Origin of the sequence: Nonomuraea rhodomycinica (assembly GCF_013363995.1) — a bacterium.
Classification (GTDB): domain Bacteria; phylum Actinomycetota; class Actinomycetes; order Streptosporangiales; family Streptosporangiaceae; genus Nonomuraea; species Nonomuraea rhodomycinica.
This window is the reverse complement of sequence record NZ_JABWGO010000001.1, coordinates 961,809-985,266: the sequence shown is the minus strand read 5'-3', so window position 1 is coordinate 985,266 and position 23,458 is coordinate 961,809. Positions and strand designations below refer to the sequence as shown.

The window sequence follows — 23,458 nt, the reverse complement described above, 5'->3', positions numbered from 1 at the left end:
GGGTCAGACGGTGATGCTCCAGGAGTCCAGGAACCCGGTGTCACCGAGGTAGACGTCGCTGACCTCGAGGGTCCAGGTGCCTGCGGCCTGCTGGCTGACCGGCACCGAGTAGGTCCTGGTGCCGTAGGAGGTGCAGCTCGTGCCGCCGTACCGGTCGACCGCGTACCACTGGCCGCTGGGTCCGCGCAGCCAGATGTCGAGGTCCTCGGCGCAGGTGTGGCTGATGGTGACCGACAGCTTGACCGGGGAGGTGGCGGTGCCGGTGGCCGTGGAGGTGATCGGGCTCTGCACGGTGGAGTAGTCGGAGATGGTGTAGTTGGTGCCGTTGGTGAAGGTCCGGCCGCCCGAGGTGCCCTGGACGGTCAGCGCGTAGGTGGCGGTGTGTGTGGCCGTCTCGCCGGTGCCGGTCACCGTGACGTTGTAGGAGCCGGCCGGGGTGGTCGGGGCGGTGGCGATGGTCAGGGTGGAGGAGCCGCCGGAGGTGACCGAGGCGGGGTTGAAGCTGGCCGTGGCGCCGGTGGGCAGGCCGCTGGCCGACAGGTTGACCGCCTGGGCGTTGCCGGCCGTGGTCTGGGTGGCGATGGTGGTGGTGGCCGGGGAGCCCGCCTGCACCGTGCCCGAGCCCGGGTTGGCCGAGATCGAGAAGTCACGGCTCGGTGTGTCGCCGCCGACGGCCCGCTTCCACAGGGCGTACAGGGCGGCGTCGGAGGCCCGGTCCAGGATCGTGTCGTTGATGTTGGAGCTGGTGTCGCAGGAGGAGTGGTAGCAGGAGTCGTAGGCGCGCCCGGACGTGCCGCCCCACTTGGCGGCCTGCGCCGAGGTCTTGGTGTAGCTCGCTCCCGCGGCCACGCCCGAGGTGGCGATGCCGGCGTTGCGGAAGGAGGCGTCGTCGGAGCGGTTGGCGCCCTCGGTGTTCTCCTCGGGCTGGAGGTTCAGCTTGTCGTAGAACTCCTTGAGCGGCTGGGCGGCCGTGGTGGTGATGTTGTTGATGAAGTAGCCGCCGTTGGGTGAGCCGACCATGTCGTAGTTGTAGTACACCTGGATCTTCGAGCGCCCCGTGGAGCCGAGGGAGTTGACGTAGAACTCGGAGCCGTTGAGCCCCTGCTCCTCGTCGGTCCACCAGCCGAACCGGACGTGCTTGGCCATGGTGGGCCGCTGGGCGGCCAGGGTCAGCGCCACCTCCAGCAGGGCGCCGGAGCCGGAACCGTTGTCGTTGATGCCGGGACCGGCCCCCACGCTGTCGAGGTGGGCGCCGGCCATGACGACCTGGTTCTCGTCGCCGCCGGGCCAGTCCGCGATCACGTTCGGGCCCGCGCCGCCGGTGCAGCCGGAGGTGCAGCTCTGGCGGGTCACCGTGTAGCCGGCGTCGCGCAGCTTCTGCTCCACGTACGAGACGGACGCGGTGTAGCCGGCGCCGGTGGACCTGCGGGTGCCGCCGTTGGCCGTCGCGATCGTCTGGAGCTGCGACAGGTGGGCCTTGACACCGCTGAGGGAGACGTCCGGCGGATCGGCGGCGGCGATGAGCGTCCGCCCGCCGGAGTCCTGCTGGGCGGGGGTGGCCCCGGGCGGGGCCGCGTAGGCGGGGAGGGCGGGTAAGGCGGACAGCACCATGGCCGCGGCCGCGATGAGTCCCGCGGTCGCGGCGGCCAGGCCCTTGCGTTCCACGCTTGTGCTCCTTTCGGCTGTCCCCGGCCGGCCGCCCGGGTGGGCGCGCGCGGGCCCGCGTCGCAGGGGTCACCTGTGAGCACGGGCCGGCCGGGAATCGGGGGGTGTGTCGCACGTGCGAAGGATCACTGCGAGCCAGACGGTAGGCGCTCGTCACCGTGCTGGGAATCCGTATGCGTATCGGTAGACATGCTGATAATTCCGGGCCCTTCGCCTGGGGGACGGGGCGATGGCCATCGGCCCCGCGGGGCAGGCCGAAAGGCCCTGGAGGGGTGGCCGTGGTTCCCGCAGCCTGAGAAGGTGAAGCGTTTCGGGCTCGCCGCGTTCCTGGGCGTCACGCTCGTGGCTCTCACCGCCGGTGGCGTGCTGCGCCTGGCCGGGCTCGGCGAGGCGGCCGAGGTCTGCTGGGCGGCGGGCACGGTCGTGGCCGTGGTCCCGGCGCTCTGGTGGGTCGTGTCGGCGTTGCGGGCCGGCCGGCTGGGCGTGGACGCGATCGCGGTGCTCGCCCTGGTGGGGGCGCTCGCGGTCGGGGAGTACCTGGCCGGCGCCCTGATCGCGGTCATGCTGGCGACCGGCCGGGCGCTGGAGGAGTACGCCCTGCGCAGGGCGCGGCGCGACCTGACGGCGCTGTACGAGCGGGCGCCGCGCTGGGCCCATCGGCACGGCTCGGACGGCGGCGCGCGGGTGGACGTCTCGGAGGTGCGGCGCGGCGACCTGCTCGTGGTCCCGGCCGGCGAACTGGTCCCGGTCGACGGGGTGGTCGTGCGTCACGAGGCGGTGCTGGACGAGTCCGCGCTGACGGGCGAGCCGCTGCCCGTGGAGCACCTCGCCGGCGAGAGCGTGCGCAGCGGCGTGGTGAACGCCGGACCGGCGTTCGACCTGCGGGCCACCGGGACCGCCGAGGAGAGCACGTACGCGGGCGTGGTGCGGCTGGCCCGCGAGACCGAGGCGGACACGGCTCCGGTCGTGCGGCTGGCCGACCGGTTCGCGGCCTGGTTCCTGCCCCTGACGCTGGTCGTCGCCGGGCTGGCGTGGGCGCTGTCGGGCGACGCCGTGCGGGCGGTGGCGGTGCTGGTCGTCGCCACACCGTGCCCCCTGCTGCTGGCCGCCCCGGCGGCCATCGCCTCCGGGCTGTCCCGGACGGCCCGCACCGGCGTCGTCGTCAAGGGCGGCGGCGCGCTGGAGACCCTGGGCCGGGCCCGTACCCTCGTGCTGGACAAGACCGGCACCCTCACCCGCGGGCGCCCCGAGGTGGTGGACGTCGTTCCCGCGCCCGGTCACCCGGCGGAGGAGGTGCTGCGGCTCGCGGCCGCGGTCGACCAGGTGTCCTCGCACGTGCTGGCCGCCGCCGTCGTCCGGTCGGCGACCTGGCGCGGGCTCGACGTGCCGGCGGCGGCGGAGGTCCAGGAGGAGCCGGGCCGCGGCACCGCGGGCGTCGTCGAGGGGCGGCAGGTGCAGGTGGGCAAGGCGCCCCCGGGCACCTCCTCGCCCTGGACGGCCACGCAGCGGTCCAGGGCGGCCCTCGACAGCGCGATGACGGTGTGGGTGTGCGTGAACGGCGAGCTCGCCGGAGTGATCTTCCTGCGGGACGCGGTGCGCACGGACGCCGCCCGTACCCTGCGCAGGCTCCGGACGGCCGGGATCGAGCGGATCGTCATGCTCACCGGGGACCACGTGGAGGTCGCCGAGAGCGTCGCGGCCGTCCTCGACGTGGACGAGGTGCTCGCCGAGCGCACGCCCGCCCAGAAGGTGGCCGGGGTGCGGGCGGAGGCCGGGCGGGCGACCACCGTCATGGTGGGCGACGGCGTCAACGACGCCCCGGCCCTGGCCGCCGCCCAGGTCGGCGTCGCGATGGGCGCGCGCGGGTCGGCGGCCTCTACGCAGGCGGCCGACGTGGTGCTCACCACCGATCGGCTCGACCGCCTGGCCGACGCGATGGACGTGGCCCGCCGGGCGCGACGGATCGCCGTGCAGAGCGCCGGCGCCGGCATGGGACTCTCCCTGCTCGCGATGCTCGCGGCGGCGCTCGGCGCCCTGCCGCCCGCCTCGGGCGCGCTGCTGCAGGAGGCCATCGACGTCGCCGTCACCCTCAACGCGCTGCGGGCGCTGAGCGGCGGGCACGGCACGCGCGTGCCCGTGGACGCGCCCACGGGGGACCTGCTGCACCGCTTCGACGAGGAGCACGCCCGCCTGCGCCCGGCCCTCGACCTGCTGCGGGAGACCGCCGACGCGCTCGACCGGCCGTCCGCGGTGGTCCTTCCCCGGCTGCGCCGCGTCCACGACGTGCTGGTGGACGAGGTCCTGCCGCACGAGCGGGCCGAGGAGAGCCGGTTGTACCCGGCGCTGGGCGGTCTGCTCGGCGATCCGGAGGCGACCGCCCCCATGAGCAGGGCCCACGCCGAGATCGGGAGGCTGGTGGCCCGGCTCGGGCGGCATCTGGAACTGGCCTCCGCCCGCGGACTGCTCCCCGAGCAGGTGGACGACCTGCGTGCCTGCCTGTACGGGCTGCACGCCGTCCTGACGCTGCACTTCGCGCAGGAGGAGGAGGCGTACTTCTCCCTCGTGGGGCAGAGGGAGGAGTGACGGCCCGCGCCCCCGGGGCCTCGCCCAGCCTCCCCCGTGATCAGGTCACCGCGGCGGGAGACGGGAGCGAGGTGGAGAGCATGGGGGGACAGCCCCGAGTGGTCGTCGGCTACGACGGCTCCGACTTCTCCGTACAGGCCCTGCTGTGGGCCGTGGACGAGTGCGAGCTGAGGGGCCTGCCCCTGACCATCGCGCACGCCTGGCGCTGGCCGTACGGGGCGGCGCCACCGGAGGCGAAGGCGCACCTGCGCAAGGCCGCCGAGCACGTGCTCCACCACGGCGCGGACTGCGCCCGCTCGACCGGCTCGGTCACCGACGTCGCCACCGACCTGTGCGAGGGCTCGGCGGCCGAGCGGCTCGTGGAGCTGTCGGCCGGCGCCGGCCTCGTCGTGGTCGGCTCGCGCGGGCTGGGCGCGCCGGCCCGCTCCGTCGTCGGCTCCGTGGCCGCGTCCGTGGCGGCCGGCGCGCGGGCGCCCGTGGTGGTGGTGCGCGGTCCGGGCCCGGTTCCCGCGCAGACGCACCGCGGGCCGCTCGTGCTGGGGCTGGCGCCCGCCACTCCGGACGAAGCGGTGGAATTCGCCTTCACGGAGGCCGCCCTGCGGTCACTGCCGGTGATCGCGCTGCACCTCATCCACGTCAAGGGCATGGCCTGGGGCGTCGAGATCGACCCGCTCCCGGACGCCGACGCGCTGAGGACGGCGGCGCGAGCCCGCATGGACGAACGCCTGGCGGCCCGGCGGGCCGGGCACCCGGACGTCCGCCTCGAACTCCGCGCGCTGATCGCGCCCGCGCGTGAGGCCCTGCGCGTCGCCTCCGAGGGGGCCGGCCTGCTCGTCGTCGGCGCGGACCGCACGCGGCCCGGCGGCGCTCTCGGCACGGTGGCCAGGGCGATGACCGAGACCGCGCTGTGCCCCGTGGCCGTCGTCCCCGAAGGGGGCGCCGGCCCGGCGGACGCTCGGTGACGTGGTCAGAGCGCCGCCTGCTCCCGGGTCCACTCCTGGTCCTGCCAGGCCGGGTCGAGCGGGGTGTGGGCTATGTGGTTGGTGTAGTTCGACAGCGTCTTCATGCCGACGCCGAGCACGATGTCCAGCACGTGGCGGCGGGTGTGGCCGGCGGCCAGGAACGCCTCGATCTCGCTCTCCTCCACCCAGCCGCGCTGGGCCACCACCGTACGGGTGAGGCGGCGGACCGCCTCCAGCGCCTGGTCGGGGAGGGGCCGGCCGGCGCGCAGCGCCTCGACGACCTCGGCGGGCACGCGTGCGCGCAGCGCGAGGGTGGAGTGCGCGGCCACGCAGTACTCACAGCCGTTCTCCACGCTGGCCGTGATGAGCACCACCTGCTTGGCCGCCGCCGGCAGCGACGACCTGCCGAACTGCTCGGCCAGCGCGTTGTAGCCCGCCAGCAGTTCCGGCGACTCGGCCATCACCCCGTTCAGCGTGGTCACGAAGCCCATCCGCTTCCTGGCCGCCTCCAGCATCGGGCGGGCGGCCTCGGGGGCGTCGCTCTCGTCGTACACGCGGAAACCGTTCATCATCTCTCCTCGGTAGTGGTGAAACCGTCCAGGACGGCGCGCACGGCCGCCAGCAACTCGGCCGCCTCGGCGCCGGCTCGCGAGCGCAGGTTGACCGCGTACGCCTGCAGGGTCAGGGCCTCGGCGGCCGCCTCCAGGTCCAGGCCGGGCCGGAGGCCGCCCTCGGCGCGGGCGGCCTGCAGAGCGGTGCGCATCGCCGCCCGGAGCGCGTCGTGGTGACGGTCCAGGTGCTCGCGGATCTCGGGAAGGGCGCCGCCGGCCGTGGCGTGGGTGTTGGTGACCAGGCATCCCCACCGGGCGTGCTCGCCCGAGCAGCGCGCCGCCACCAGTCGTTCGAAGAACGCGGTGATGGCGGGCAGGCCGCGGGTGTCGGCGGCCAGGGCGTCGAACACCGGCCGTGACTGCCGCTCCAGGTAACGGCCCAGGGCGGCCGCCTGCAACCGCGTCTTGCCGCCGAAGGTCGCGTAGAGGCTGGAGCGGCTGAGACCGGTCGTCTCCACGATCTCGGCGATGCCGGTGGTGTCGGCGCCGCGCCGCCAGAACAGGCGTACCACCTGGTCGAGGACCGCGTCCGGATCGAAGTGCTTGACGTCGGGCATTACCGCCACCCCCTAACTTGGAACGACCGGTCCAAGATAGGCCGCGCCGGGATCCCGGCGCAACCCGGTGTCGCGCACGCGCGGTTCGACCTCGGGGCGCGGGCCGGCCTCCCGGACGCTGACCGACGTCTCCGCCTGGGCGAGCTCGAAGGTCGTCGACGGCGACCTCCTCGACGCCGTCGGACGCGAGGAGCGCGACGTGATCGTCGCCGGCAGCCGGAGCGTGGTCCATGCGCTGATGACCGAGGACCTGGTCGACGAGTACCGGCTGCTGGCCTTCCCCGTGATCCTGGGCGCGGGCGAGCGGCTCTTTCCGGGCGGCAGGCCGCCCGCCTACCTGGAGGGCGGGGGCGGTCCGCCGGCTGATCACCAGGTCACGGGCAGCGACTCCACCCCGTAGACGGTCGACTGCAGCCGGAAGCGCAGGCTCTCGAACGGCACCCCGAGCTTCAGCCCCGGGAAGCGCCGCAGCAGCGCGGGGAAGGCGACCTGCATCTCCAGCCGGGCCAGCGGCGCGCCCAGGCAGTGGTGGACGCCGTGCCCGAAGGCGATGTGCCCGGCGGCGTCGCGGGTGACGTCGAGCTCGTCGGGCTCCTTGACGAACGCCTCGTCCCGGTTGGCGGCCAGCAGCGACGGGATCACCAGGTCGCCGGCCTTGATCTGCCGGCCGCCGAGCGTGATGTCCTCGGTGGCGTGCCGGGGCGGCCCGGCGCGGTGCGCCACGGTCAGGTAGCGCAGCAGCTCCTCCACGGCCGGGGTGACGGCGTCGGGCTCGTCGCGGATGACGGCGGCCTGGTCCGGCCGGTGCAGGAGCAGCAGCGTGCCCAGGCTGAGCATGTTGGCGGTCGTCTCGTGCCCGGCCACCAGCAGCGTGTTGCCGATCCCGAGCAGCTCGTCGTCGGTGAGGTCGTCGCCGTGCTCGCGCACCAGCAGGCCGAGCAGCTCGTCACCCGGCTCGGCGCGCTCGCGGGCGATCAGCCCGTACATGTACGCGTTCATCTCGGCGGTGTTGGCGGCGTGCGCCTCCCGGTCCAGCGTCATGTCCAGGAGCCGGTTGCTGCGCCGCTGGAAGTCCTCGCGGTCGGCGTACGGGACGCCGAGCAGCTCGCAGATCACCAGCGAGGGGACCGGCAACGAGAACGCCTGCACCAGGTCGGCGGGCGGCCCGGCGGCCTCCATGGCGTCCAGGTGCTCGGTCACGATCTGCTCGATGCGCGGCCGCAGGTGCCGCATCCTGGCCACGGTGAACTGGCCGGTCAGCAGGCGGCGCAGCCGGGTGTGCTCCGGGGGGTCGTACATCAGCGGGTTGCCGATGACGAAGCCCTTCAGCGACTCGTCCGAACGGTCGGCGAGGCGGCCGTCCGGGCCGCGGGCGGCGTTGCTGAAGTGCGCCGGGTCGCTGAGCACCTTGCGCACCTCGGCGTACTGGGTGACGAGCCACACGTCGGGGCCGCCCGTGGCGAGGGGCAGGCGGACGACCGGCCCGTCGGCGCGCAGCCGCCGATAGTCCTCGGCGTCGTACGGCCCGGGGTCGCCGAACAGCGGCGGCAGCGGAAACGTCGGGATCTCGGTCATCAACCGGCTCCTTCTCACTTAACTGATACCAGCCTCTCATTTCCACCGTAACACAGGAAGTGAGACCCAACTCTCACCTGTTACGCTGGGTGCATGAGCACCGACGCGCCCCGCCGCCGGCGCGCCGACGCGGCTCGCAACGCGGAGCGGATCACCCGTACGGCCAGGGCGGCGTTCGCCGAGGCCGGCGGCGGCGTCACGCTGGAGGAGATCGCCCAGCGGGCCGGGGTGGGGCTGGCGACGCTCTACCGCCACTTCCCGAGCAAGGAGAAGCTCGTCCGCGAGGTCGTCGAGGAGCTGATGCGCGAGGAGATCGAGCCGGCGATCACCCGTGCGCTCGCCGAGCCCGACCCGCTGCGCGGCATGTCCGTCATGCTGGAGACCGTGCTGGCCCTCGGGTCGGGGCAGCCGGGCATCCTGGCCACGGCCAAGGACGCGGGAGCGCTCACCGCCGACCTGGCGTCCCGCTTCATCGAGCCGCTCACCCGGCTCATGCGCAACGCCCAGGCCGCCCGCCAGGTGCGCGCCGACCTGGAGCCGGACGACCTGGTGCGGATCCTCGGCATGCTGCTCAGCACGCTGCGACCGGCCGGCGAGCCGGACGAGGGCTGGCGCCGCTCGCTGGTGCTGCTGCTCGACGCCCTCCGCCCGGACGGCGCCACCCCCCTGCCTCCGGCCGCGCCGCCCGCCCGCTGCTGATCACCCCACCGCCCGGCCACCGCGCCAGGGCGGACAATGGTGACCATGACACGAGCGGTGTACGTCGCGGCGGCCGAGGCCGCAAGCAACAAGGGCACGATCGCCCTGGGCATGGTGGACCTGCTGTCCCGGCAGGTGGGGACCGTGGGCGTGTTCCGGCCCGTGGTCAGGGCGGGACGCGAGGACAACCTGGTCAACACCGTCCGGAGCAGGTTCCAGCTCGGCTCGCCGTACGAGACGTACACGGGCGTCACCTACGACGACGTGCACGCCGACGCCGACCGCGCGGCCGGCGACATCGTGGCCCGCTACCGGGCGCTCGCGGGACGGTGCGACGCCGTGGTCGTGGTCGGCACCGACTACACCGACGTCGGAGCGCCGACCGAGTTCGAGTTCAACGCCAGGCTCGCCGCGGACCTGGGCACACCCGTGCTCAACGTGGTGAGCGGACGGGGCAGGACGGTCGCGGAGATCGCCGCGGCGGTCGAGCTGTCGTCCCGGCAGCTGGCCCAGCACCACGCGCAGGAGCTCGCCGTCGTGGTCACCCGGGCGGCCGGCGAGCCCGTCGCGATCCCGCACCCCACGCCGGTGTTCACGCTGCCCGAGGACCCCTCCCTGCGCGCGCCCACCGTCGCCGACCTGCTGGACGCCTGCGACGGCCGGCTCTTCCTCGGCGAGCGCGAGGGGCTCGGACGGGAGGCCAGCGCGCTGATGGTCGGCGCGATGTCGCTGCCCAACATCCTCGACCGCTACACCGAGGGCGCCGCGGTGATCATCCCGTCCGACCGGGCCGCCGCGCTCCTGCCCGGGCTGATCGCGGCGCACGCGGCGCCGGGCTTCCCGGCTCTGTCGGCGGTGATCATGACGGGCGGCGCGGACCTGCCCGTCCCGGTGGACCGGCTGCTGCACAGCATGGCCGTCCCCCTGCCGGTCATCGTGACCGAGCACGACACCTTCGACACCGCGACCCGCCTGTCGGCGGTGGAGGGCCAGTTCACCCCCCAGGCCGGCGGGAAGATCGACACGGCGCTGCGGCTGTTCGCCGAGCACGTCGACGGCCGGCTGCTGCTCGATCGGCTGGCCATCGCCAAGACCGACGTCGTCACGCCGCTGATGTTCGAGTACGAGCTGCTGGACCGGGCGCGTGCCCGGCGCCGGCACATCGTGCTGCCCGAGGGCGAGGAGCCGCGCGTCCTGCGCGCGGCCGACGTCCTGCTGCGCCGCGGCGTGGCCCGGCTGACCCTGCTCGGCGACGAGGCGCGCATCAGGGCGCAGGCCGCCCAGCTCGGCCTCGACCTGGACGAGGCCCGGGTGCTCAGCCCGTTCGACGGGGAGCTGCGCGAGCGTTTCGCCCACGAGTACGCCGCGGTCCGGGCGCACCGGGGGATGACCGTCGAGCTGGCCCGCGACACCGTCACCGACGTGTCCTACTTCGGCACGCTGATGGTCCACACCGGCATGGCCGACGGCATGGTCTCGGGCGCCGCGCACACCACCGCGCACACCATCAGGCCGGCGTTCGAGATCCTGCGCCTGGGGCTGGTCTCCAGCGTGTTCTTCATGTGCCTGGCCGACCGGGTGCTCGTGTACGGCGACTGCGCGGTCAACCCCGATCCGAGCGCCGAGCAGCTGGCCGACATCGCGATCTCCTCGGCCGGCACCGCCGCCCTGTTCGGCGTCGATCCCCGGATCGCCATGCTGTCGTACTCGACGGGGACCTCGGGCGCCGGCGCCGACGTCGACAAGGTCCGCGCCGCCACCGGCCTGATCCGCGAGCTGCGCCCCGACCTGCCGGTGGAGGGGCCCATCCAGTACGACGCCGCTGTCGACCCCGGCGTGGCGCGGACCAAGATGCCCGACAGCCAGGTGGCCGGCCGCGCCACCGTCTTCGTGGTGCCCGATCTCAACACCGGCAACAACCTCTACAAGGCCGTCCAGCGCAGCGCCGGAGCCGTCGCGGTGGGGCCGGTGCTCCAAGGGCTGCGCAAGCCCGTCAACGACCTGTCCCGCGGCGCCACCGTCGCCGACATCGTCACGACCGTCGCCATCACCGCCGCCCAGGTGCACGACGACGCACCGGATCCCGGCCGCGCGGACGGAGCGCTCCGGGCTCAGGCCCCTGTGGTCAGGTGAGCCGTCATGAGAGGAGCGCGTGGGCCTGCCGGGCGATCTCCCATTCCTCGTCGGTCGGGATGACCAGCACCGCCACCTCGGCGCCGGGCGGGGAGACGGCGCGTTCGCCGTCCGGGCCCGCCTCGTTGAGCGCCGGGTCCACGGCGATGCCGAGCCGCTCCAGTCCCCCCAGGCAGGCGGCGCGGGTGGCGGCGTCGTGCTCACCGATCCCGCCGGTGAGCACGATCGCGTCGACCCGGCCGAGCAGCGCGTAGTAGGCGCCGACGTACTTGCGGATGCGCCGGGTGTAGACGTCCAGGGCGAGCCTGGCCTCGGCGTCGTCGCGGGCGCGCACCTCACGCATGTCGCGGGTTCCGGCGAGGGCGAGCAGGCCGCCGCCGTTGGTCAGCGCGTGCTCCACCGCCCGGGCGTCCAGGCCGTCCACCCGGGCCAGGTAGCCGGCGAGCGCCGGGTCGACGTCGCCCGAACGGGTGCCCATCACCAGCCCCTCGAGCGGGGTCATGCCCATGGAGGTGTCCACGCTGCGGCCGCCGGAGACCGCGGTGGCGCTCGCGCCGTTGCCCAGGTGCAGCACGATCAGGTTCAGGCCGGCGAGATCGCGGCCGAGGACGGCGGCGGCGCGCCGCGAGACGTACGCGCAGGAGGTGCCGTGGAAGCCGAAGCGCCGCACGCCGAGCCGCTCGCGCCAGTCGCGCGGCACCGCATAGGTGTGGGCCTCCGGCGGCAGCGTGCGGTGGAAGGCGGTGTCGAACACCGCGACCTGCGGGACGTCGGGGAACGCCTTGCGCGCGAGATGGATGCCGGCGAGGTTGACCGGGTTGTGCAGGGGGGCGAGCGGGGCCAGCTCCTCGATCGCGGTGACGACCTCGTCGTCGACGAGCACGGCCTCGGTGAACCGGGTGCCGCCGTGCACGACCCGGTGCCCGACCGCGACGGGGGACAGCCGGGGCCCGGCCTCCTCGAACGCCCTCATCATCGCCTCCAGCCCGTCGCCGTGCCCGGGGAAGGGCTGTTCGCGCACGTACGGCGGCCCGTCGCCGGTGCGGTGGGTGAGCCGCCCGACGGGCTCGCCGACGCGCTCGACCAGACCGGCGGCGGGGCGTTCGCGGGTGGTGACGTCGACGAGCTCGTACTTGATCGAGGAGGATCCCGTGTTGAGGACGAGAATGCAGCCGGCCATGACCATGACCCTATTTCCCGCCGGACCCCGCCGCACCTCGTTGCCGGAGAGGCTGCAGAGGCTGGAGGCGCGGGTGTGCGGGGATCACCGCCGACCGGCGGCGGCCCCGGACGCGGTCAGCCGTCCGGTACGGCTCAGCGCCCCCACCGCGACCGCGCACGCCGCGCCCAGCAGGAACAGCGCCGTCCCCGCCAGAGCGGAGGAGCCGGCGCCCACGAGCGCGCCGACCAGCAGGTTGCCCAGCGTGACGCCGATCCCGGCGACCGTGTTGTACAGCCCGTAGTGGGTGGCCACCAGCCGTTCCCGGGACAACGCCACCACGGTGTCCATCTCGAACGGGTACGTCAGCGCGGTCCCCGCGGCCAGCAGCGCCGTGCACACCAGCACCGCCGCGACCCGCGCCGCGCCGGACGGCGCCGCGCCGGCCGGCACCAGCGGCAGGAACGCGACCGCCATGAGCGCGAGCCCGCGGACGACGGCCTGCGGCCCGCTCCAGCGGCGGCGCGCCCAGTCGGTGATCCTGAGCTGGCCGGCGATCGCCACCAGCGCCGACACCACGAACAGCGAACCGACCGCGCCGGCGTCGCCGAGCAGCAGCGGCAGAGCCAGGTACACCTGGAACGACAGCACGTAGGAGCCCGCCATGGCCGCGGAGAACAGCAGGAACGGCCGGTTGGCGACCACGGCGCGCCATCCGGCCGGCCCGCCCGCCCCGCCCGTGGCCCGCGCCCCGCACGGCGGCAGGGCGAGGAGCTGGAGCAGCGTCAGCACCCCGAAGACGGCCGCGGCCACTGCGCACACCAGCCGGAAGTCCACGCTCAGCAGGGCGAGCCCGATCATCGGGCCGGCCAGGATGCCGGTCTGGTAGAAGACGTTGAACAGCGCGAACGCCTCAATCCGGCGTTCGCCCGAGTCGTGTGCCAGGTATGCCCGTACCGCAGGGTTGAACAGGGCGCCGGCGAAGCCTGTCATCGCTGAGGCGGCCACCAGGGCGGGGAGCGCGTCCGCGACTCCCAGCAACGCGAAGGCGACCGTGCGCAGCAGGCAGCCCGCGATGATGACGGGCCGGTAGCCGAGCCGGTCGGCCAGCGCGCCGCCCAGCAGGAACAGGCCCTGCTGGCTGAGGTTGCGCACCCCCAGCACGAGCCCGACCGTCCACGCCGCCAGGCCCAGGCCGTCCGACAGGTGCCCGGCCAGGTACGGCATGAGCATGTAGAAGCCGGTGTTGATGGCGAGCTGGTTGACCATCAGCAGCCGCACGCTGCGGTCGAAGGAGGCGAAACGGCGCCACGTCACCGCGTCACCATCCGGGTCCAGCGGGTGACCTCGGCCTCGGCGGGGTGCCCGATCCGGTCCGGCTCGCGGGCGGGCGGCCGGCCGAGCAGGTCGTGCTCGGCGCAGTAGCCGTCGTCGTAGACGGTCGTGTAGTACCGGGCGGGTCCGTCGGGGAAGACGGCGGCGATCCGGCGGCCGGCCGGCTCCGTCCTGGCCAGCCACGCGGCGACCACGGTGACGGCGCCGACGCTCCAGCCGCCGGTGGTGTAGTGGGTGGCGGCGAGCGTGCGGCAGGCCCACACCGCCTCGTGCGGCGCCACCCAGTGCACCTCGTCGAACGCGTCGTGGTCCACGTTGCGCGGATGGATGCTGCTGCCCAGCCCGCGCATGAGCCGCGGCCTGGCGGGCTGGCCGAAGATCGTCGAGCCGGTGGCGTCCACCCCCACGAGGCGGAGCCGGGGGTTGTGCTCGCGCAGCGTCCTCGCCACCCCGGCGGAGTGGCCGCCGGTCCCGACGCTGCACACCAGCACGTCGACCCGGCCGAGCTGGGCGAGCAGTTCGCGCGCCAGACCGGCGTAGGCGGCCACGTTGTCGGGGTTGTCGTACTGCCGCGGGCAGTAGGCGCCCGGATGGGCGGCGAGCAGCTCGGCGACCCGGTCCAGCCGGGCGCGCTGCCAGCCGCCGTCCGGATGCGGACGCCGCACGGTCTCCACGCGCGCTCCGTAGGAGCACAGCAGCCGCTGGACGATCGCCTCCATCCCCGGGTCGGTGACCACGGTCACCGGGTGGCCGTGGACGATGCCGGCCAGCGCCAGCCCCAGGCCGAACGTGCCGGACGTGGACTCGACGATCATCGCGCCCGGGGCGAGCTCTCCTCTGGCCCGGGCGCGGCCGACGATGTGGAGGGCGGGCCGGTCCTTCAGCCCGCCGGGGTTGGCTCCTTCGAGCTTGGCCCAGAAACCGCGGCCGGGTGGGGCGAAGGGCTCCCCGATCCAGCACACGGGCGTGTCACCGGCCAGCCGCGCCAAGGCGGACGAGGGCCGGGACGGAGACGAGATCACTGACATGGTTCACACGCTTTTCTCCCGCGCGGCGGCGGGACGCTACCGACAAGGATCGAGGCCAGACGTGGTGCGGGCCCGACCTCAGGGCCGGTAGACCTCGAGCGTGTGACGGCGCGCGGCCCGGTCGCGATGGCCGCGTCCGGGGTGGTGCTCGGGCGGTCCCCCCTCGTGGAGCACGGCGGGCACGGCGGGCATGACGGGCTGCAGCGACGGCGTCGTCCGCTGCGCCACCGGCTCGCAGGGCACGCGCTCCGGGACGGGAAGCACGAACCCGTCGCCGTGGGGATGGTCGACGTGGTGATCGTGATCCGTGCCGTGCAGGCAGGCCGCCCACCCGGCCGGGTCGGGCATCGCCCGGTGCTCGTCCGTGGACAGGCCGTGGGCCCACAGGTGCGCGATCACCAGGGCTCCGAGCAGCACGGAGAGCCACGCCAGCCGGCGCGGCCGTCCTCCGGGAGAACACGGAGCATGCATAGTCAACTACGGACAGTACATGCCCCGGAGTGTGCGTTCGCGGTCCGGCGCGCGGTGGCGGAGGCGGTGCTCCGGGGGTCTGCGGGAAGCCCATGCCGGACTCCCCGTGTCCATCCGCCCGCGCGGCGAGGCGGGGAACGCCCCGCGACGCGGGTGCGCTCAGGCCGGGTCCGCCGGGGTGCGGCGCCCCGCCTGGACCTGCCGGCGCTCGCGGTGGGCGGCGGCCTTGACGCGGCTCCGGCAGGTGGAGGAGCAGAAATGGCGCACGCCGTTCCGGGAGCTGTCCACGTAGACCCGGTCGCAGGCGACGGCCTGGCAGACGCCCAGCCGGCCGCCGAGGTCGCTGCCGATCGCCAGGGCGAGCGCCGCCGCGCAGCCGGCGCTCCAGCCCACCGCCAGGGTGTCGTCCGGGCCGTGGAAGTGGACCTGCCACGGCTCGCCGGGAGCCTGGTCGAGCTGCGGGCGGGCGCCGGTGGACAGCAGCAGGGCGTTCACGACGGCCGCCGCCTCGTCCGTCCGCCCCGCGTGGACGGCTTCGAACACCTGGCGCATGCTCGCGGCGGTCCGGGCGAGGTGCTCCGCCTCCTCGACGGTGACCGTACGGGGGCCGGACCCGGACGAGGGCAGGGCCGCGTCCACGGCGGCGGGCAGCAGGCCGGCCCGGGGCGCGGTGTAGGGCCGCCCGCGGGCGGAGCCGTCGGTGAGGGTGTTGACCAGGGACACGGCCGCCTCCAGCAGCGTGGCGACATGACCATCGAACATCACTTGACTGGTCACTCCTTCGAGTCCTAGGTTCGTGACCGGCGTCATTCCTTTGGTCGGTCACGGAGGTCAGTGTATGCGTTTCCCGGGCCGTGGTCGGCGGCTGCCCCGTACCGTGTGGCTGCTCGTCGCGGCGCGCGCCGTGAACCGGCTCGGAGCGTTCTCCCTCTCGTTCCTGACGGTCCTGATCACCACCGAGTTCGGGGCGAGCGCCGCCACGGCCGGGCTCGTCTCCTCGGCGTTCGGCCTGGCGACGATCCCCTCGCGGCTCCTCGGCGGCCTGCTCGCGGATCGGCTGGGCCGGCGCCGCACGATCGTGCTCGGCCTCTGCGCCTGCGCCGTCGTCCAGCTGGCCGTCGCGACCGCCGGATCGCTGGCCGCGGTCGCGGTGCTCGCCGTGCTGCTCGGCCTGGCCTTCGAGCTGTACGAGCCGCCCAGCCAGGCGCTGATCGCCGACTCCGCCGGCCCGGACGACCGGACCCGGGCCTTCAGCCTCTTCAACGCGGCCCTGGCGGCCGGCGGCATGGGGGCGGGGCTGATCGCGGCGGCCGTGGGGCGCTGGGACCTGCGCTGGCTGTTCGTCATCGACGCGCTGACGTGCCTGGCGTGCGCGGCCGTCGTGCGCCTGGCCCTGCCGGCCGACCCCGCCGGCCGCCGGCGCGCCGAGGCCGGGAGCTCCGGCCGCACGACGCCCTGGAGCGATCCGGCGCTGGTGGCGATGTTCGCCTGCGGCACGCTGTTCGCGACCGTGTTCATGGGCATCATGGTCGCCCTGCCGCTCGCCCTGCCGGGGCACGGCCTCCAGGCCGCGGACGCCGGGCTGCTGTTCACCGTCTCGGCGGTCACCACCGTGGCGGGGCAGCCCCTGCTGCGCGTGCGTTCCGTGGCGGCGCTGCCGGCGCCCGTGGCTCTGGCGGTGGGGTCGGTCCTCGTCGCGGCGGGGCTGGCCGGCTACGCGGTCGCCCACGGCCTGCCGCTGTTCGTGGTCGCGACCGTGGTGTGGAGCCTGGGCGACCTGTTCATGATCGGACGCGCGTACGCGGTCGTCGCCGGCCTCGCCGCGCCGGACGCCCGGGGCCGCTACCTCGCCGTCTACGGGACGAGCTGGGGCGTCGCCGCCGTGGCGGCGCCCCTCGCCGGCACCCAGCTCCTCGAACACGTGGGCGCGGGAGGCATGTGGGCCGCCGCCGCGTGCGTCTGCCTGGTGCTGGCCGCCGCGCAGCTCGGCATCGGCCCCCTGCTCGTGCGGCGCCCGTCCGCGGGCCCGTCGGCCATGGAGCCCGAGCGCCCGTCGGCCGCCGAGCCCGCGGGGCCGGTCAGCGGTGGCTCGTCAGCAGGGCATGGTGGTCGACGTCGTGGGGGCCGTCCGGGTCGGCGTGGACGGTGGCCGCGCGCAGGCGCGGCAGGTCGTGAATGAGCCGGTGCTCCGCCTCGACGGCGACGGCGTGCGCCTCGACCAGCGACAGCTCGTGGCTCACCATGATCTCCACCTCGGCGTGCAGGGCGTGGCCCACCCAGCGCAGCCGTACCGAACCCACCCGCTCCACGCCGCGCGTGCCGGCGAGGATCCGCTCGGCCCGGTCGACCAGCCCCGGGTCCACGGCGTCCATGAGCCGGTGATAGATCTCCCTGCCCGCGTCGCGCAGCACGAAGCAGATGGCGGCGGTGATGAGCAGGCCGATGACCGGGTCCGCGAGCGGGACGCCGAGCGCCGCGCCGCCCGCCCCCAGCAGGACGGCGAGCGAGGTGAACCCGTCGGTCCGGGCGTGCAGCCCGTCCGCGACCAGCGCCGCCGAGCCGATCTCCCGGCCCACCCTGATCCGGTAGCGGGCCACCCACTCGTTGCCGAGGAAGCCGACCACGCCCGCGGCGGCCACCCACCAGAGCGCCCGCACCTCCTGCGGCTCGATCAGCCGCCTGACGGCCTCGTAGCCGGCCAGGCCGGCCGAGGCGGCGATCACGAGGACGATGGCGATCCCGGCGAGGTCCTCGGCCCTGCCGTACCCGTAGGTGAAGCGGCGGGTGGCCGCCCGCCGCCCGAGGGAGAAGGCGATCGCGAGCGGGACGGCGGTCAGGGCGTCGGCGAGGTTGTGCAGCGTGTCGCCCAGCAGCGCGACCGAGCCGGAGAACGCCACGATCACCCCCTGGGCGGCGGCCGTGACCATGAGCACGGCGAAGGAGACGGCCAGCACGCGCATGCCGCGCGAACTGGACTCCAGGGCCTCGTCGCTCTTGTCGGCGCTGTCGTGGCTGTGCGGCGTGAACGCGTGTCCGACCTGATGCACCAGGCGCTTCAACCCGCTCGCGCGATGCTCGTGGCCGTGCCCATGTCCATGCCCGTGCCCGTGCCCGTGCTCATCTGACGGTGACATCGCATTCCTCACTTGCGGTCAGCAACCTCTCAAGCGAGTATATGTAGTCATGTACGCACGCGACAACGACTCAGGTGCGAGTCAGACGCAGGAGCAACCCACTTCCGCGCAGGTGGACGCGGCCGTGGACGCGTTCCGCATGCTGAGCGACGCCACCCGGCTCCGCCTGATGTGGGTGCTGTCGAGCGCCGAGTACGACGTCGGCTCCCTGGCGGAGAGCATCGGCGTGGCCCGGCCCTCCGTCTCCCAGCACCTGGCCAAGCTGCGCCTGGCCGGTCTGGTACGTACCCGCAGGCAGGGCCGCCGCGTCCTCTACCGCGCCCGGGACGCGCACGTGCGGGCGCTCATCGCGGAGGCCCTCTTCCATGCCGATCATGAGGTGTCCGGCATTCCCCGTCACGACGACTGAGCCCCCCCGCACGGGCCGGCCGGGGACGCGGCGGCCGGCTCCCGGCAGCGTCGCGACGGGCCGCTACCTGGGCCGCGCGTCGGCGGCGCGCCGGTGCCCGCCGCGGCGGAGGCGGTCGAGAGCCAGCCCGCCGAGGACCATGGCGATCAGCCCCACCCCCATGGCCATGAAGCCGCCCACGATTCCGTAGCCGGTGCCGGGACCGCCCTCGGCGGCGGCCACGACCAGCCCGCCGATGACCGAGCCCGCCGCCCCCGCCGCCAGGGCCGCGATCGACCCCCTCCGGCCGGGGCCGGTGCCGATCCGCCCGGCGGAGCGGGCCAGGGCGAGCCCGCCGACGACCAGACCGGCCAGCCCCAGCGCCATGCCCACCAAGGACCAGAGACGCCCGGAGGTCATGGTGTAGGCGCCGACGGGATCGGGCTGGACCAGGGCCTGCGCGGCCGCCGGGGTGGCCGCCCAGACGGCTCCGAGCAGGGCGGCCGCCGCGGCGGACAGCAGGTGACGGACGGGCATGAGGTGCTCCTTCTCCTCCGGCGACGGGTGCCCCGGTGACGGGGTGTCGCCCGATCCTGTCCGCCGCGCCCACCGCCCGTCGTCGGCCGGACGTGGGGGATGCGCGCTGCCGCCGATGCCGCAGCCGCCTACCGTGGACGCCGCAGGAACCGCGAAGCTACCGCGGGCGCGGTAGACGCCGGTCATCCGTGCGGAGGAGTCGCCCGCGAGCGCGTCCGGCTAGGGTGCGCGCATGAGCACAGCGCGCCCCGGCGTCCGGGCAGGTGTCGTGGACTGGGCGATCGCCGCCGGCGTGGCGGCGACGCTGCTGTTCACCGGAGTGTCCGGGCGGCACTCCGCCGCGTACGCCGACGTGCTCGGCTACGCGCTGCTGGCGGCCGGCGGCCTGGCGCTGGCCGCGCGCCGCCGGGCCCCGCTCGTCGTCCTGGCCGTCACCGGGCTGTGCGCGGCGGGCTACCAGGCGGCCGGTTTCGACGTGCCCGCCGTCGCGTACCTGTTCGCGGTGTACGCCGCCGTGCGGGCCGGACACCGCGCCGCCACGGTGGCGGCGAGCGTGGTCATGCTGGCCCTGCTGCCGCTCGCGGCCCTGGCCGCGGGCCTGCACGACGCGGGCGCGGTGTTCGCGCGGGCGCGCGGCGCCCTGGAACTGGCCTGGCTGATCGCGGCCGGCGCCGCGGGGGAGGCGCTGCGGCAGGCCGAGCGGCGGGCGGAGGAGGCCGAGCGCAGCCGGGAGGAGACCGCGCGGCGCCGCGCCGACGAGGAGCGGCTGCGCATCGCGCGCGAGCTGCACGACTCGCTCACCCACCAGATCTCGATCATCAAGGTGCAGGCGGAGGTCGCCGTCCACGTGGCCCGCAAGCGAGGTGAACAGGTGCCCGAGGCGTTGCTGGCGATCCAGGAGGCCGGCCGTGAGGCGACCCGCGAACTGCGGGCGACCCTGGAGGCGCTGCGCGAGGAGGACACGCCCCCGCCCCGCGGGCTCGACCAGGTCCCCGAACTGCTGGAACGGGCTCGGGCGGCCGGCCTCGACGCGACGCTGACGGTCAGGGGGCCCCGCCAGGACGTGCCGGCCGCGGTCGACAGGACCGCGTACCGGATCGTCCAGGAGTCCCTGACCAACATCGCCCGGCACGCCGCCGCGGCGACGGCGTCGGTCCGGATCGACTACCGTCCCGACGCCCTCGCGGTGCGGATCGACGACGACGGCGCGGCGACGCCGGACACGCCTCCGGTTCCCGGCGTCGGGCTGCTCGGCATGCGCGAACGGGTCACGGCGCTCGGCGGCCGCCTGCAGGCGGCGCCGCGCGAGGAGGGCGGGTTCACCGTCCAGGCCGAACTCCCCGTGGACGGCACGGCGTGATCCGGGTCCTCCTCGTCGACGACCAGCCGCTCATCCGCGGCGGGTTCCGCGTCCTGCTGGACCTGGAGGACGACATCGAGGTGGTGGCCGAGGCCGCCGACGGCGCGGAGGGCGTGGCCCTGGCCAGGGAGCACCGGCCCGACGTCGCGCTCGTCGACATCCAGATGCCGGTCGTCGACGGCATCGAGGCGACCCGGCGCATCGCCGCCGATCCGGCCCTGTCCGGGGTGCACGTCGTCATCCTCACCAACTACGGCCTGGACAGCTACGTCTACAACGCCCTGCGCGCCGGCGCGGCCGGGTTCCTCGTCAAGGACATCGTCCCGGAGGACTTCCTGCACGCCGTACGCGTCGCCGCGCGGGGCGACGCGCTGCTCGCGCCGTCGATCACCCGCCGGTTGATCAGCCGGTACGTCACGGAGCCGCCGCACCCGGACGCCGGCGCCGGGCTGGAGGAGCTGACCGGCCGCGAGCGCGAGGCCGTCGCCCTGGTGGCGAAGGGCCTGTCCAACGACCAGATCGCCGCCCGCATGTCGATCAGCACCATGACCGCGAAGACCCATGTCAACCGGGCCATGGCCAAGCTCGGGGCCCGTGACCGGGCCCAGCTCGTGGTCCTGGCCTACGAGTCCGGCCTGGTGGCCCCGCGCCGCTCCTGACGGGCCGCGTGCACGCGGCTCCCTCCCGCGCGCCGCGACGACCTCGCACACGGCACGGCCGTCCTCAGGGGTGCGCGTGCCGGTCGATGCCGAGCGTCGCGATGAGGTCCTCGTGGAGCTCGAACCACACCCGATGGCAGGAGTCGACGTCGGTGCGGTCGACCCAGGCGCCGTCACCGGCCCGGGCGCGCGCCAGGGCCGCGGCGAACCGCGTGTCGTATCCGCGGAAGCGCGTGAGAACGCCGCCGAGCCGGTCCACGAGCGGCGCCAGTGCGCTCCCGACCCCGGCCAGCTCATCGAGGATCCGGGCGTCCCACGCGGCGTCGGAGTGGTCGTTGGCGGCGAGCCGGTCGCCGGCGACGGGCCGGAGCTGCCAGTCGGTGCAGGCCCGTAGCAGCAGGGCGTTCAGCGGGAGGAACTCCCGGTAGACGTCCCGGACCTCCTCGGCGCCGCCGGTGCCCGCCAGCTCGGCCGCGAGCTGCCGCTCGTTCTCGGCCCGGCCGGATTCCGTCAGCGACCAGCCTCCACTGCCGGCGAAGGCGGAGTACTGGACCCAGCCGCGAGCCTCGGCGTCGTGCAGCGCCTCTTTCGTCCCGGCCGCGTCGAGCCCGTAGCGGTCGGCGATCGCCGGGGTGTCCGCGAACCCGGTGATGCGCACGGCGTGCAGGGCCAGCAGACCGGGAGGGGAGTGCCGGGTCACGAACCGGAGTCCTGTCGTGCCGCCAGGCGGTTGTAGTGCTGCTGGCACGCCTGTGGGGAGTTGAAGCCCAGCGCGTCCGCCATCTGCGCCCAGGTCAGCCCCGCGCCGCGGGCCATGAACAGCAGGGCGGACTCGAGTCCCTCGACCTCGGCGCGGGCGGCGGGCAGCAGCGCCAGCGCGTTCAGGACGTCCTCCGGGCCCAGGTCGGCGTGGCGCCAGACGGCGAACTGCACGAGGTCCACGGCCGACGGCGGGACGGGCGCGGGCCGCCAGGGGCGGGGGTCGAGCGCGTCGGCGCCCAGGCTCTGGAGGCGCCGGCGCGCGTCCTGCTCGCGTTGGGCCTGGGCGTGGTCGGGGTGCGCGCTGCGGGCGATCTCCTGCTTGCGGGACATGGCCTCATCATGCACAATCAACAAAATATTGTCAATAATTTGTTGAAAGGGTGGGGCGGGTGATCGTACCCCTGAGCGGGGCCGTCGCCGATGCGTGCGGGGGCAAGGCGGGCGCGCTCGGCGCGTTGCTCCGGGCGGGTCTGCCGGTTCCCGACGGCTTCGTCGTCACGTTCGCCGCCTACGTCGCGGCGGTCCGCGACCTGGACCTCGGCCGGCCGGCGGCCGATCCGGACGACCCCGGCGCGATCCGGCGGGCGATCGAGGGCCGGCCCGTCCACGCCGCCGTCGCCGCCGCGCTGGGACGCGCGCTCGACGAGCTCGGAGATCCGCCCGTGGCGGTTCGGTCGTCGGCGTCGAACGAGGACACCGGTCACGCGTCGGCCGCCGGCCAGCACGAGAGCTTCCTCGCGGTACGCGGAGCCAGCGCGGTCGCCGATGCCGTCCGGGACTGCTGGGCCTCGCTGTTCTCCCCGCGCGCCATCGGCTACCGGGACGCCTCCGGCCACGACGGCCGCCGATCCGGCGATCTCGCCATGGCCGTCATCGTCCAGCGCCACGTGGACGCCGAGGTGTCCGGGGTCATGTTCACCCCCGCGGACCCGGACGGCGTGACCGGGATCGAGGCGTCCTGGGGGCTCGGTCCGAGCGTCGTCGGGGGCACGGTCACCCCTGACGCCTACCGCGTCGCCGCGGACGGGTCGGTCGTCCGTACCATCGCCGACAAGCGGACCCGCCTCGACCGGCACGGCGCGCGGCTCGTCACCCGCGACGTGCCCGCCGCCGCCCGGCGCCGGCCGGCGATCGACGACGCGACCGCCACGCGGCTCGCCGCCCTGGGCCGGGACGTCGCCGCCGTGCTCGGCGGGCCGCAGGACATCGAGTGGGCGATCGCCGACGGCCGCGTCTGGCTGCTCCAGGCGCGGCCGGTCACCGCCGAACCTCCGCCGCCCCCTCCCGCCGCCTCGGGCGGTGCGGCCAGTGCTCGTACCGGAACGTCCGCGGCTTCGGGTGGTGGTGGCGCTGCTCGCTCCGGAACGTTTGCGGTTTCGGGTGGTGGTGGCGCCGCTCCCGCCGGACCGTCCGCCGCCTCGAACGGCGCAGCCGTCACGCTCACCGGGACGCCGGGCAGCCGCGGGACCGCGACCGGCGCCGCGAGGGTCGTCCGCGGCCCCGGCGACTTCTCGCGGGTACGCCCTGGCGACATCCTCGTCTGCCCGTTCACCGACCCCGCCTGGACGCCGCTGCTGCGCATCGCCGCCGGCGTCGTCACCGAGACCGGAGGCGTGCTCTCCCACGCCGCGATCGTGGCCCGCGAACACGGCATCCCCGCCGTGCTCGGCATCCCGGACGCGACGCGCAGGCTCCGCGACGACACCGTCATCACCCTCGACGGCACCACCGGCACCGTGACGGCGACGGACGCGTGACCGCGACGGGCGCGTGGCGGCGCAGGCCCGCGGAGTGAAGCACCCACACATCCAGGCACCCGCACATCCAGGCACCCGCACAT

General features: G+C 74.8%; 23 protein-coding genes. 10 read left to right on the top strand and 13 right to left on the bottom strand.

The annotated features are described in order from the left end of the window. Positions 1-3: 3 nt before the first annotated feature. Entirely contained in the window at positions 4-1,665 is a 1,662-nt protein-coding gene (locus tag HT134_RS04630) for a M28 family peptidase (protein ID WP_312887971.1), read from the bottom strand. A 300-nt stretch (positions 1,666-1,965) separates the two neighbouring features. On the opposite strand from HT134_RS04630, the gene HT134_RS04625 reads away from it, so the two are divergent. Both HT134_RS04625 and HT134_RS04620 read left to right on the top strand, forming a co-directional pair. Further along, positions 1,966-4,248, top strand: a complete 2,283-nt coding sequence (locus HT134_RS04625) for a heavy metal translocating P-type ATPase (protein WP_312887970.1) — start codon at positions 1,966-1,968, stop codon at positions 4,246-4,248. A gap of 80 nt (positions 4,249-4,328) precedes the next feature. Next, complete coding sequence (locus tag HT134_RS04620; RefSeq protein ID WP_175598967.1) at positions 4,329-5,210, top strand: universal stress protein; 882 nt, start codon at positions 4,329-4,331, stop codon at positions 5,208-5,210. Positions 5,211-5,215: 5 nt separating this feature from the next. Here the strand turns inward: HT134_RS04620 and HT134_RS04615 are convergent, their stop codons facing one another. Together HT134_RS04615 and HT134_RS04610 are read right to left on the bottom strand one after the other, a co-directional pair. After that, positions 5,216-5,779 (bottom strand): carboxymuconolactone decarboxylase family protein, encoded by a 564-nt coding sequence (locus HT134_RS04615; RefSeq protein WP_175598966.1) that lies wholly within the window; start codon positions 5,777-5,779, stop codon positions 5,216-5,218. Continuing rightward, positions 5,779-6,378, bottom strand: coding sequence for a TetR/AcrR family transcriptional regulator (locus HT134_RS04610; RefSeq protein ID WP_175598965.1), 600 nt, complete (start codon positions 6,376-6,378; stop codon positions 5,779-5,781). The genes HT134_RS04615 and HT134_RS04610 overlap by 1 nt, the downstream gene beginning before the upstream one ends. A gap of 67 nt (positions 6,379-6,445) precedes the next feature. On the opposite strand from HT134_RS04610, the gene HT134_RS46725 reads away from it, so the two are divergent. After that, entirely contained in the window at positions 6,446-6,778 is a 333-nt protein-coding gene (locus tag HT134_RS46725; RefSeq protein ID WP_175598964.1) for a dihydrofolate reductase family protein, read from the top strand. Here the strand turns inward: HT134_RS46725 and HT134_RS04600 are convergent. After that, positions 6,745-7,953: a cytochrome P450 gene (locus HT134_RS04600; RefSeq protein WP_175598963.1), complete on the bottom strand. Its 1,209-nt coding sequence runs from the start codon at positions 7,951-7,953 to the stop codon at positions 6,745-6,747. The two genes, HT134_RS46725 and HT134_RS04600, sit on opposite strands and share 34 nt — an antisense overlap. 93 nt (positions 7,954-8,046) lie before the next feature. On the opposite strand from HT134_RS04600, the gene HT134_RS04595 reads away from it, so the two are divergent. Both HT134_RS04595 and pta read left to right on the top strand, forming a co-directional pair. Continuing rightward, entirely contained in the window at positions 8,047-8,652 is a 606-nt protein-coding gene (locus HT134_RS04595) for a TetR/AcrR family transcriptional regulator (RefSeq protein ID WP_175598962.1), read from the top strand. A gap of 45 nt (positions 8,653-8,697) precedes the next feature. Beyond that, entirely contained in the window at positions 8,698-10,785 is a 2,088-nt protein-coding gene (gene pta / locus HT134_RS04590; RefSeq protein ID WP_175598961.1) for a phosphate acetyltransferase, read from the top strand. A gap of 4 nt (positions 10,786-10,789) precedes the next feature. On the opposite strand, the gene HT134_RS04585 is transcribed toward pta, so the two are convergent. From HT134_RS04585 to HT134_RS04565, 5 genes are all read right to left on the bottom strand, one after another. Continuing rightward, entirely contained in the window at positions 10,790-11,965 is a 1,176-nt protein-coding gene (locus HT134_RS04585; RefSeq protein ID WP_175598960.1) for an acetate/propionate family kinase, read from the bottom strand. Positions 11,966-12,049: 84 nt separating this feature from the next. Beyond that, positions 12,050-13,261, bottom strand: a complete 1,212-nt coding sequence (locus HT134_RS04580; RefSeq protein ID WP_312887969.1) for an MFS transporter — start codon at positions 13,259-13,261, stop codon at positions 12,050-12,052. Beyond that, positions 13,258-14,307, bottom strand: a complete 1,050-nt coding sequence (locus HT134_RS04575) for a PLP-dependent cysteine synthase family protein (protein ID WP_175598959.1) — start codon at positions 14,305-14,307, stop codon at positions 13,258-13,260. The genes HT134_RS04580 and HT134_RS04575 overlap by 4 nt, the downstream gene beginning before the upstream one ends. Positions 14,308-14,385: 78 nt before the next feature. Then, positions 14,386-14,724: a hypothetical protein gene (locus HT134_RS04570; protein WP_175598958.1), complete on the bottom strand. Its 339-nt coding sequence runs from the start codon at positions 14,722-14,724 to the stop codon at positions 14,386-14,388. A 213-nt stretch (positions 14,725-14,937) separates the two neighbouring features. Next, complete coding sequence (locus HT134_RS04565; RefSeq protein WP_175598957.1) at positions 14,938-15,540, bottom strand: CGNR zinc finger domain-containing protein; 603 nt, start codon at positions 15,538-15,540, stop codon at positions 14,938-14,940. A 76-nt stretch (positions 15,541-15,616) separates the two neighbouring features. Between HT134_RS04565 and HT134_RS04560 the strand changes: the two genes are divergently transcribed. After that, on the top strand, positions 15,617-16,957 hold the full coding sequence (locus tag HT134_RS04560) for an MFS transporter (RefSeq protein WP_217707175.1): 1,341 nt from the start codon (positions 15,617-15,619) through the stop codon (positions 16,955-16,957). Here HT134_RS04560 and HT134_RS04555 read toward each other — a convergent pair. Then, positions 16,857-17,825: a cation diffusion facilitator family transporter gene (locus HT134_RS04555; protein WP_312887968.1), complete on the bottom strand. Its 969-nt coding sequence runs from the start codon at positions 17,823-17,825 to the stop codon at positions 16,857-16,859. The genes HT134_RS04560 and HT134_RS04555 overlap by 101 nt on opposite strands. 136 nt (positions 17,826-17,961) lie before the next feature. Between HT134_RS04555 and HT134_RS04550 the strand changes: the two genes are divergently transcribed. Continuing rightward, on the top strand, positions 17,962-18,321 hold the full coding sequence (locus HT134_RS04550) for an ArsR/SmtB family transcription factor (RefSeq protein ID WP_175598955.1): 360 nt from the start codon (positions 17,962-17,964) through the stop codon (positions 18,319-18,321). A 63-nt stretch (positions 18,322-18,384) separates the two neighbouring features. Here HT134_RS04550 and HT134_RS04545 read toward each other — a convergent pair whose 3' ends face one another. Beyond that, complete coding sequence (locus HT134_RS04545) at positions 18,385-18,837, bottom strand: DUF6223 family protein (protein WP_175598954.1); 453 nt, start codon at positions 18,835-18,837, stop codon at positions 18,385-18,387. Positions 18,838-19,069: 232 nt separating this feature from the next. Here HT134_RS04545 and HT134_RS04540 point away from each other — a divergent pair, with 232 nt between their 5' ends. Continuing rightward, complete coding sequence (locus tag HT134_RS04540; RefSeq protein ID WP_175598953.1) at positions 19,070-20,197, top strand: sensor histidine kinase; 1,128 nt, start codon at positions 19,070-19,072, stop codon at positions 20,195-20,197. Beyond that, positions 20,194-20,856, top strand: a complete 663-nt coding sequence (locus HT134_RS04535) for a response regulator (protein WP_175598952.1) — start codon at positions 20,194-20,196, stop codon at positions 20,854-20,856. The genes HT134_RS04540 and HT134_RS04535 overlap by 4 nt, the downstream gene beginning before the upstream one ends. Before the next feature lie 64 nt (positions 20,857-20,920). On the opposite strand, the gene HT134_RS04530 is transcribed toward HT134_RS04535, so the two are convergent. Together HT134_RS04530 and HT134_RS04525 are read right to left on the bottom strand one after the other, a co-directional pair. Next, on the bottom strand, positions 20,921-21,556 hold the full coding sequence (locus HT134_RS04530) for a transcriptional regulator (protein WP_175598951.1): 636 nt from the start codon (positions 21,554-21,556) through the stop codon (positions 20,921-20,923). After that, a complete protein-coding gene (locus tag HT134_RS04525; RefSeq protein WP_175598950.1) occupies positions 21,553-21,948 on the bottom strand; it encodes a DNA-binding protein in 396 nt (131 codons plus the stop codon). The genes HT134_RS04530 and HT134_RS04525 overlap by 4 nt, the downstream gene beginning before the upstream one ends. Before the next feature lie 59 nt (positions 21,949-22,007). On the opposite strand from HT134_RS04525, the gene HT134_RS04520 reads away from it, so the two are divergent. Beyond that, positions 22,008-23,375: a PEP/pyruvate-binding domain-containing protein gene (locus HT134_RS04520; protein ID WP_175598949.1), complete on the top strand. Its 1,368-nt coding sequence runs from the start codon at positions 22,008-22,010 to the stop codon at positions 23,373-23,375. The last annotated feature ends 83 nt before the right edge of the window (positions 23,376-23,458 follow it).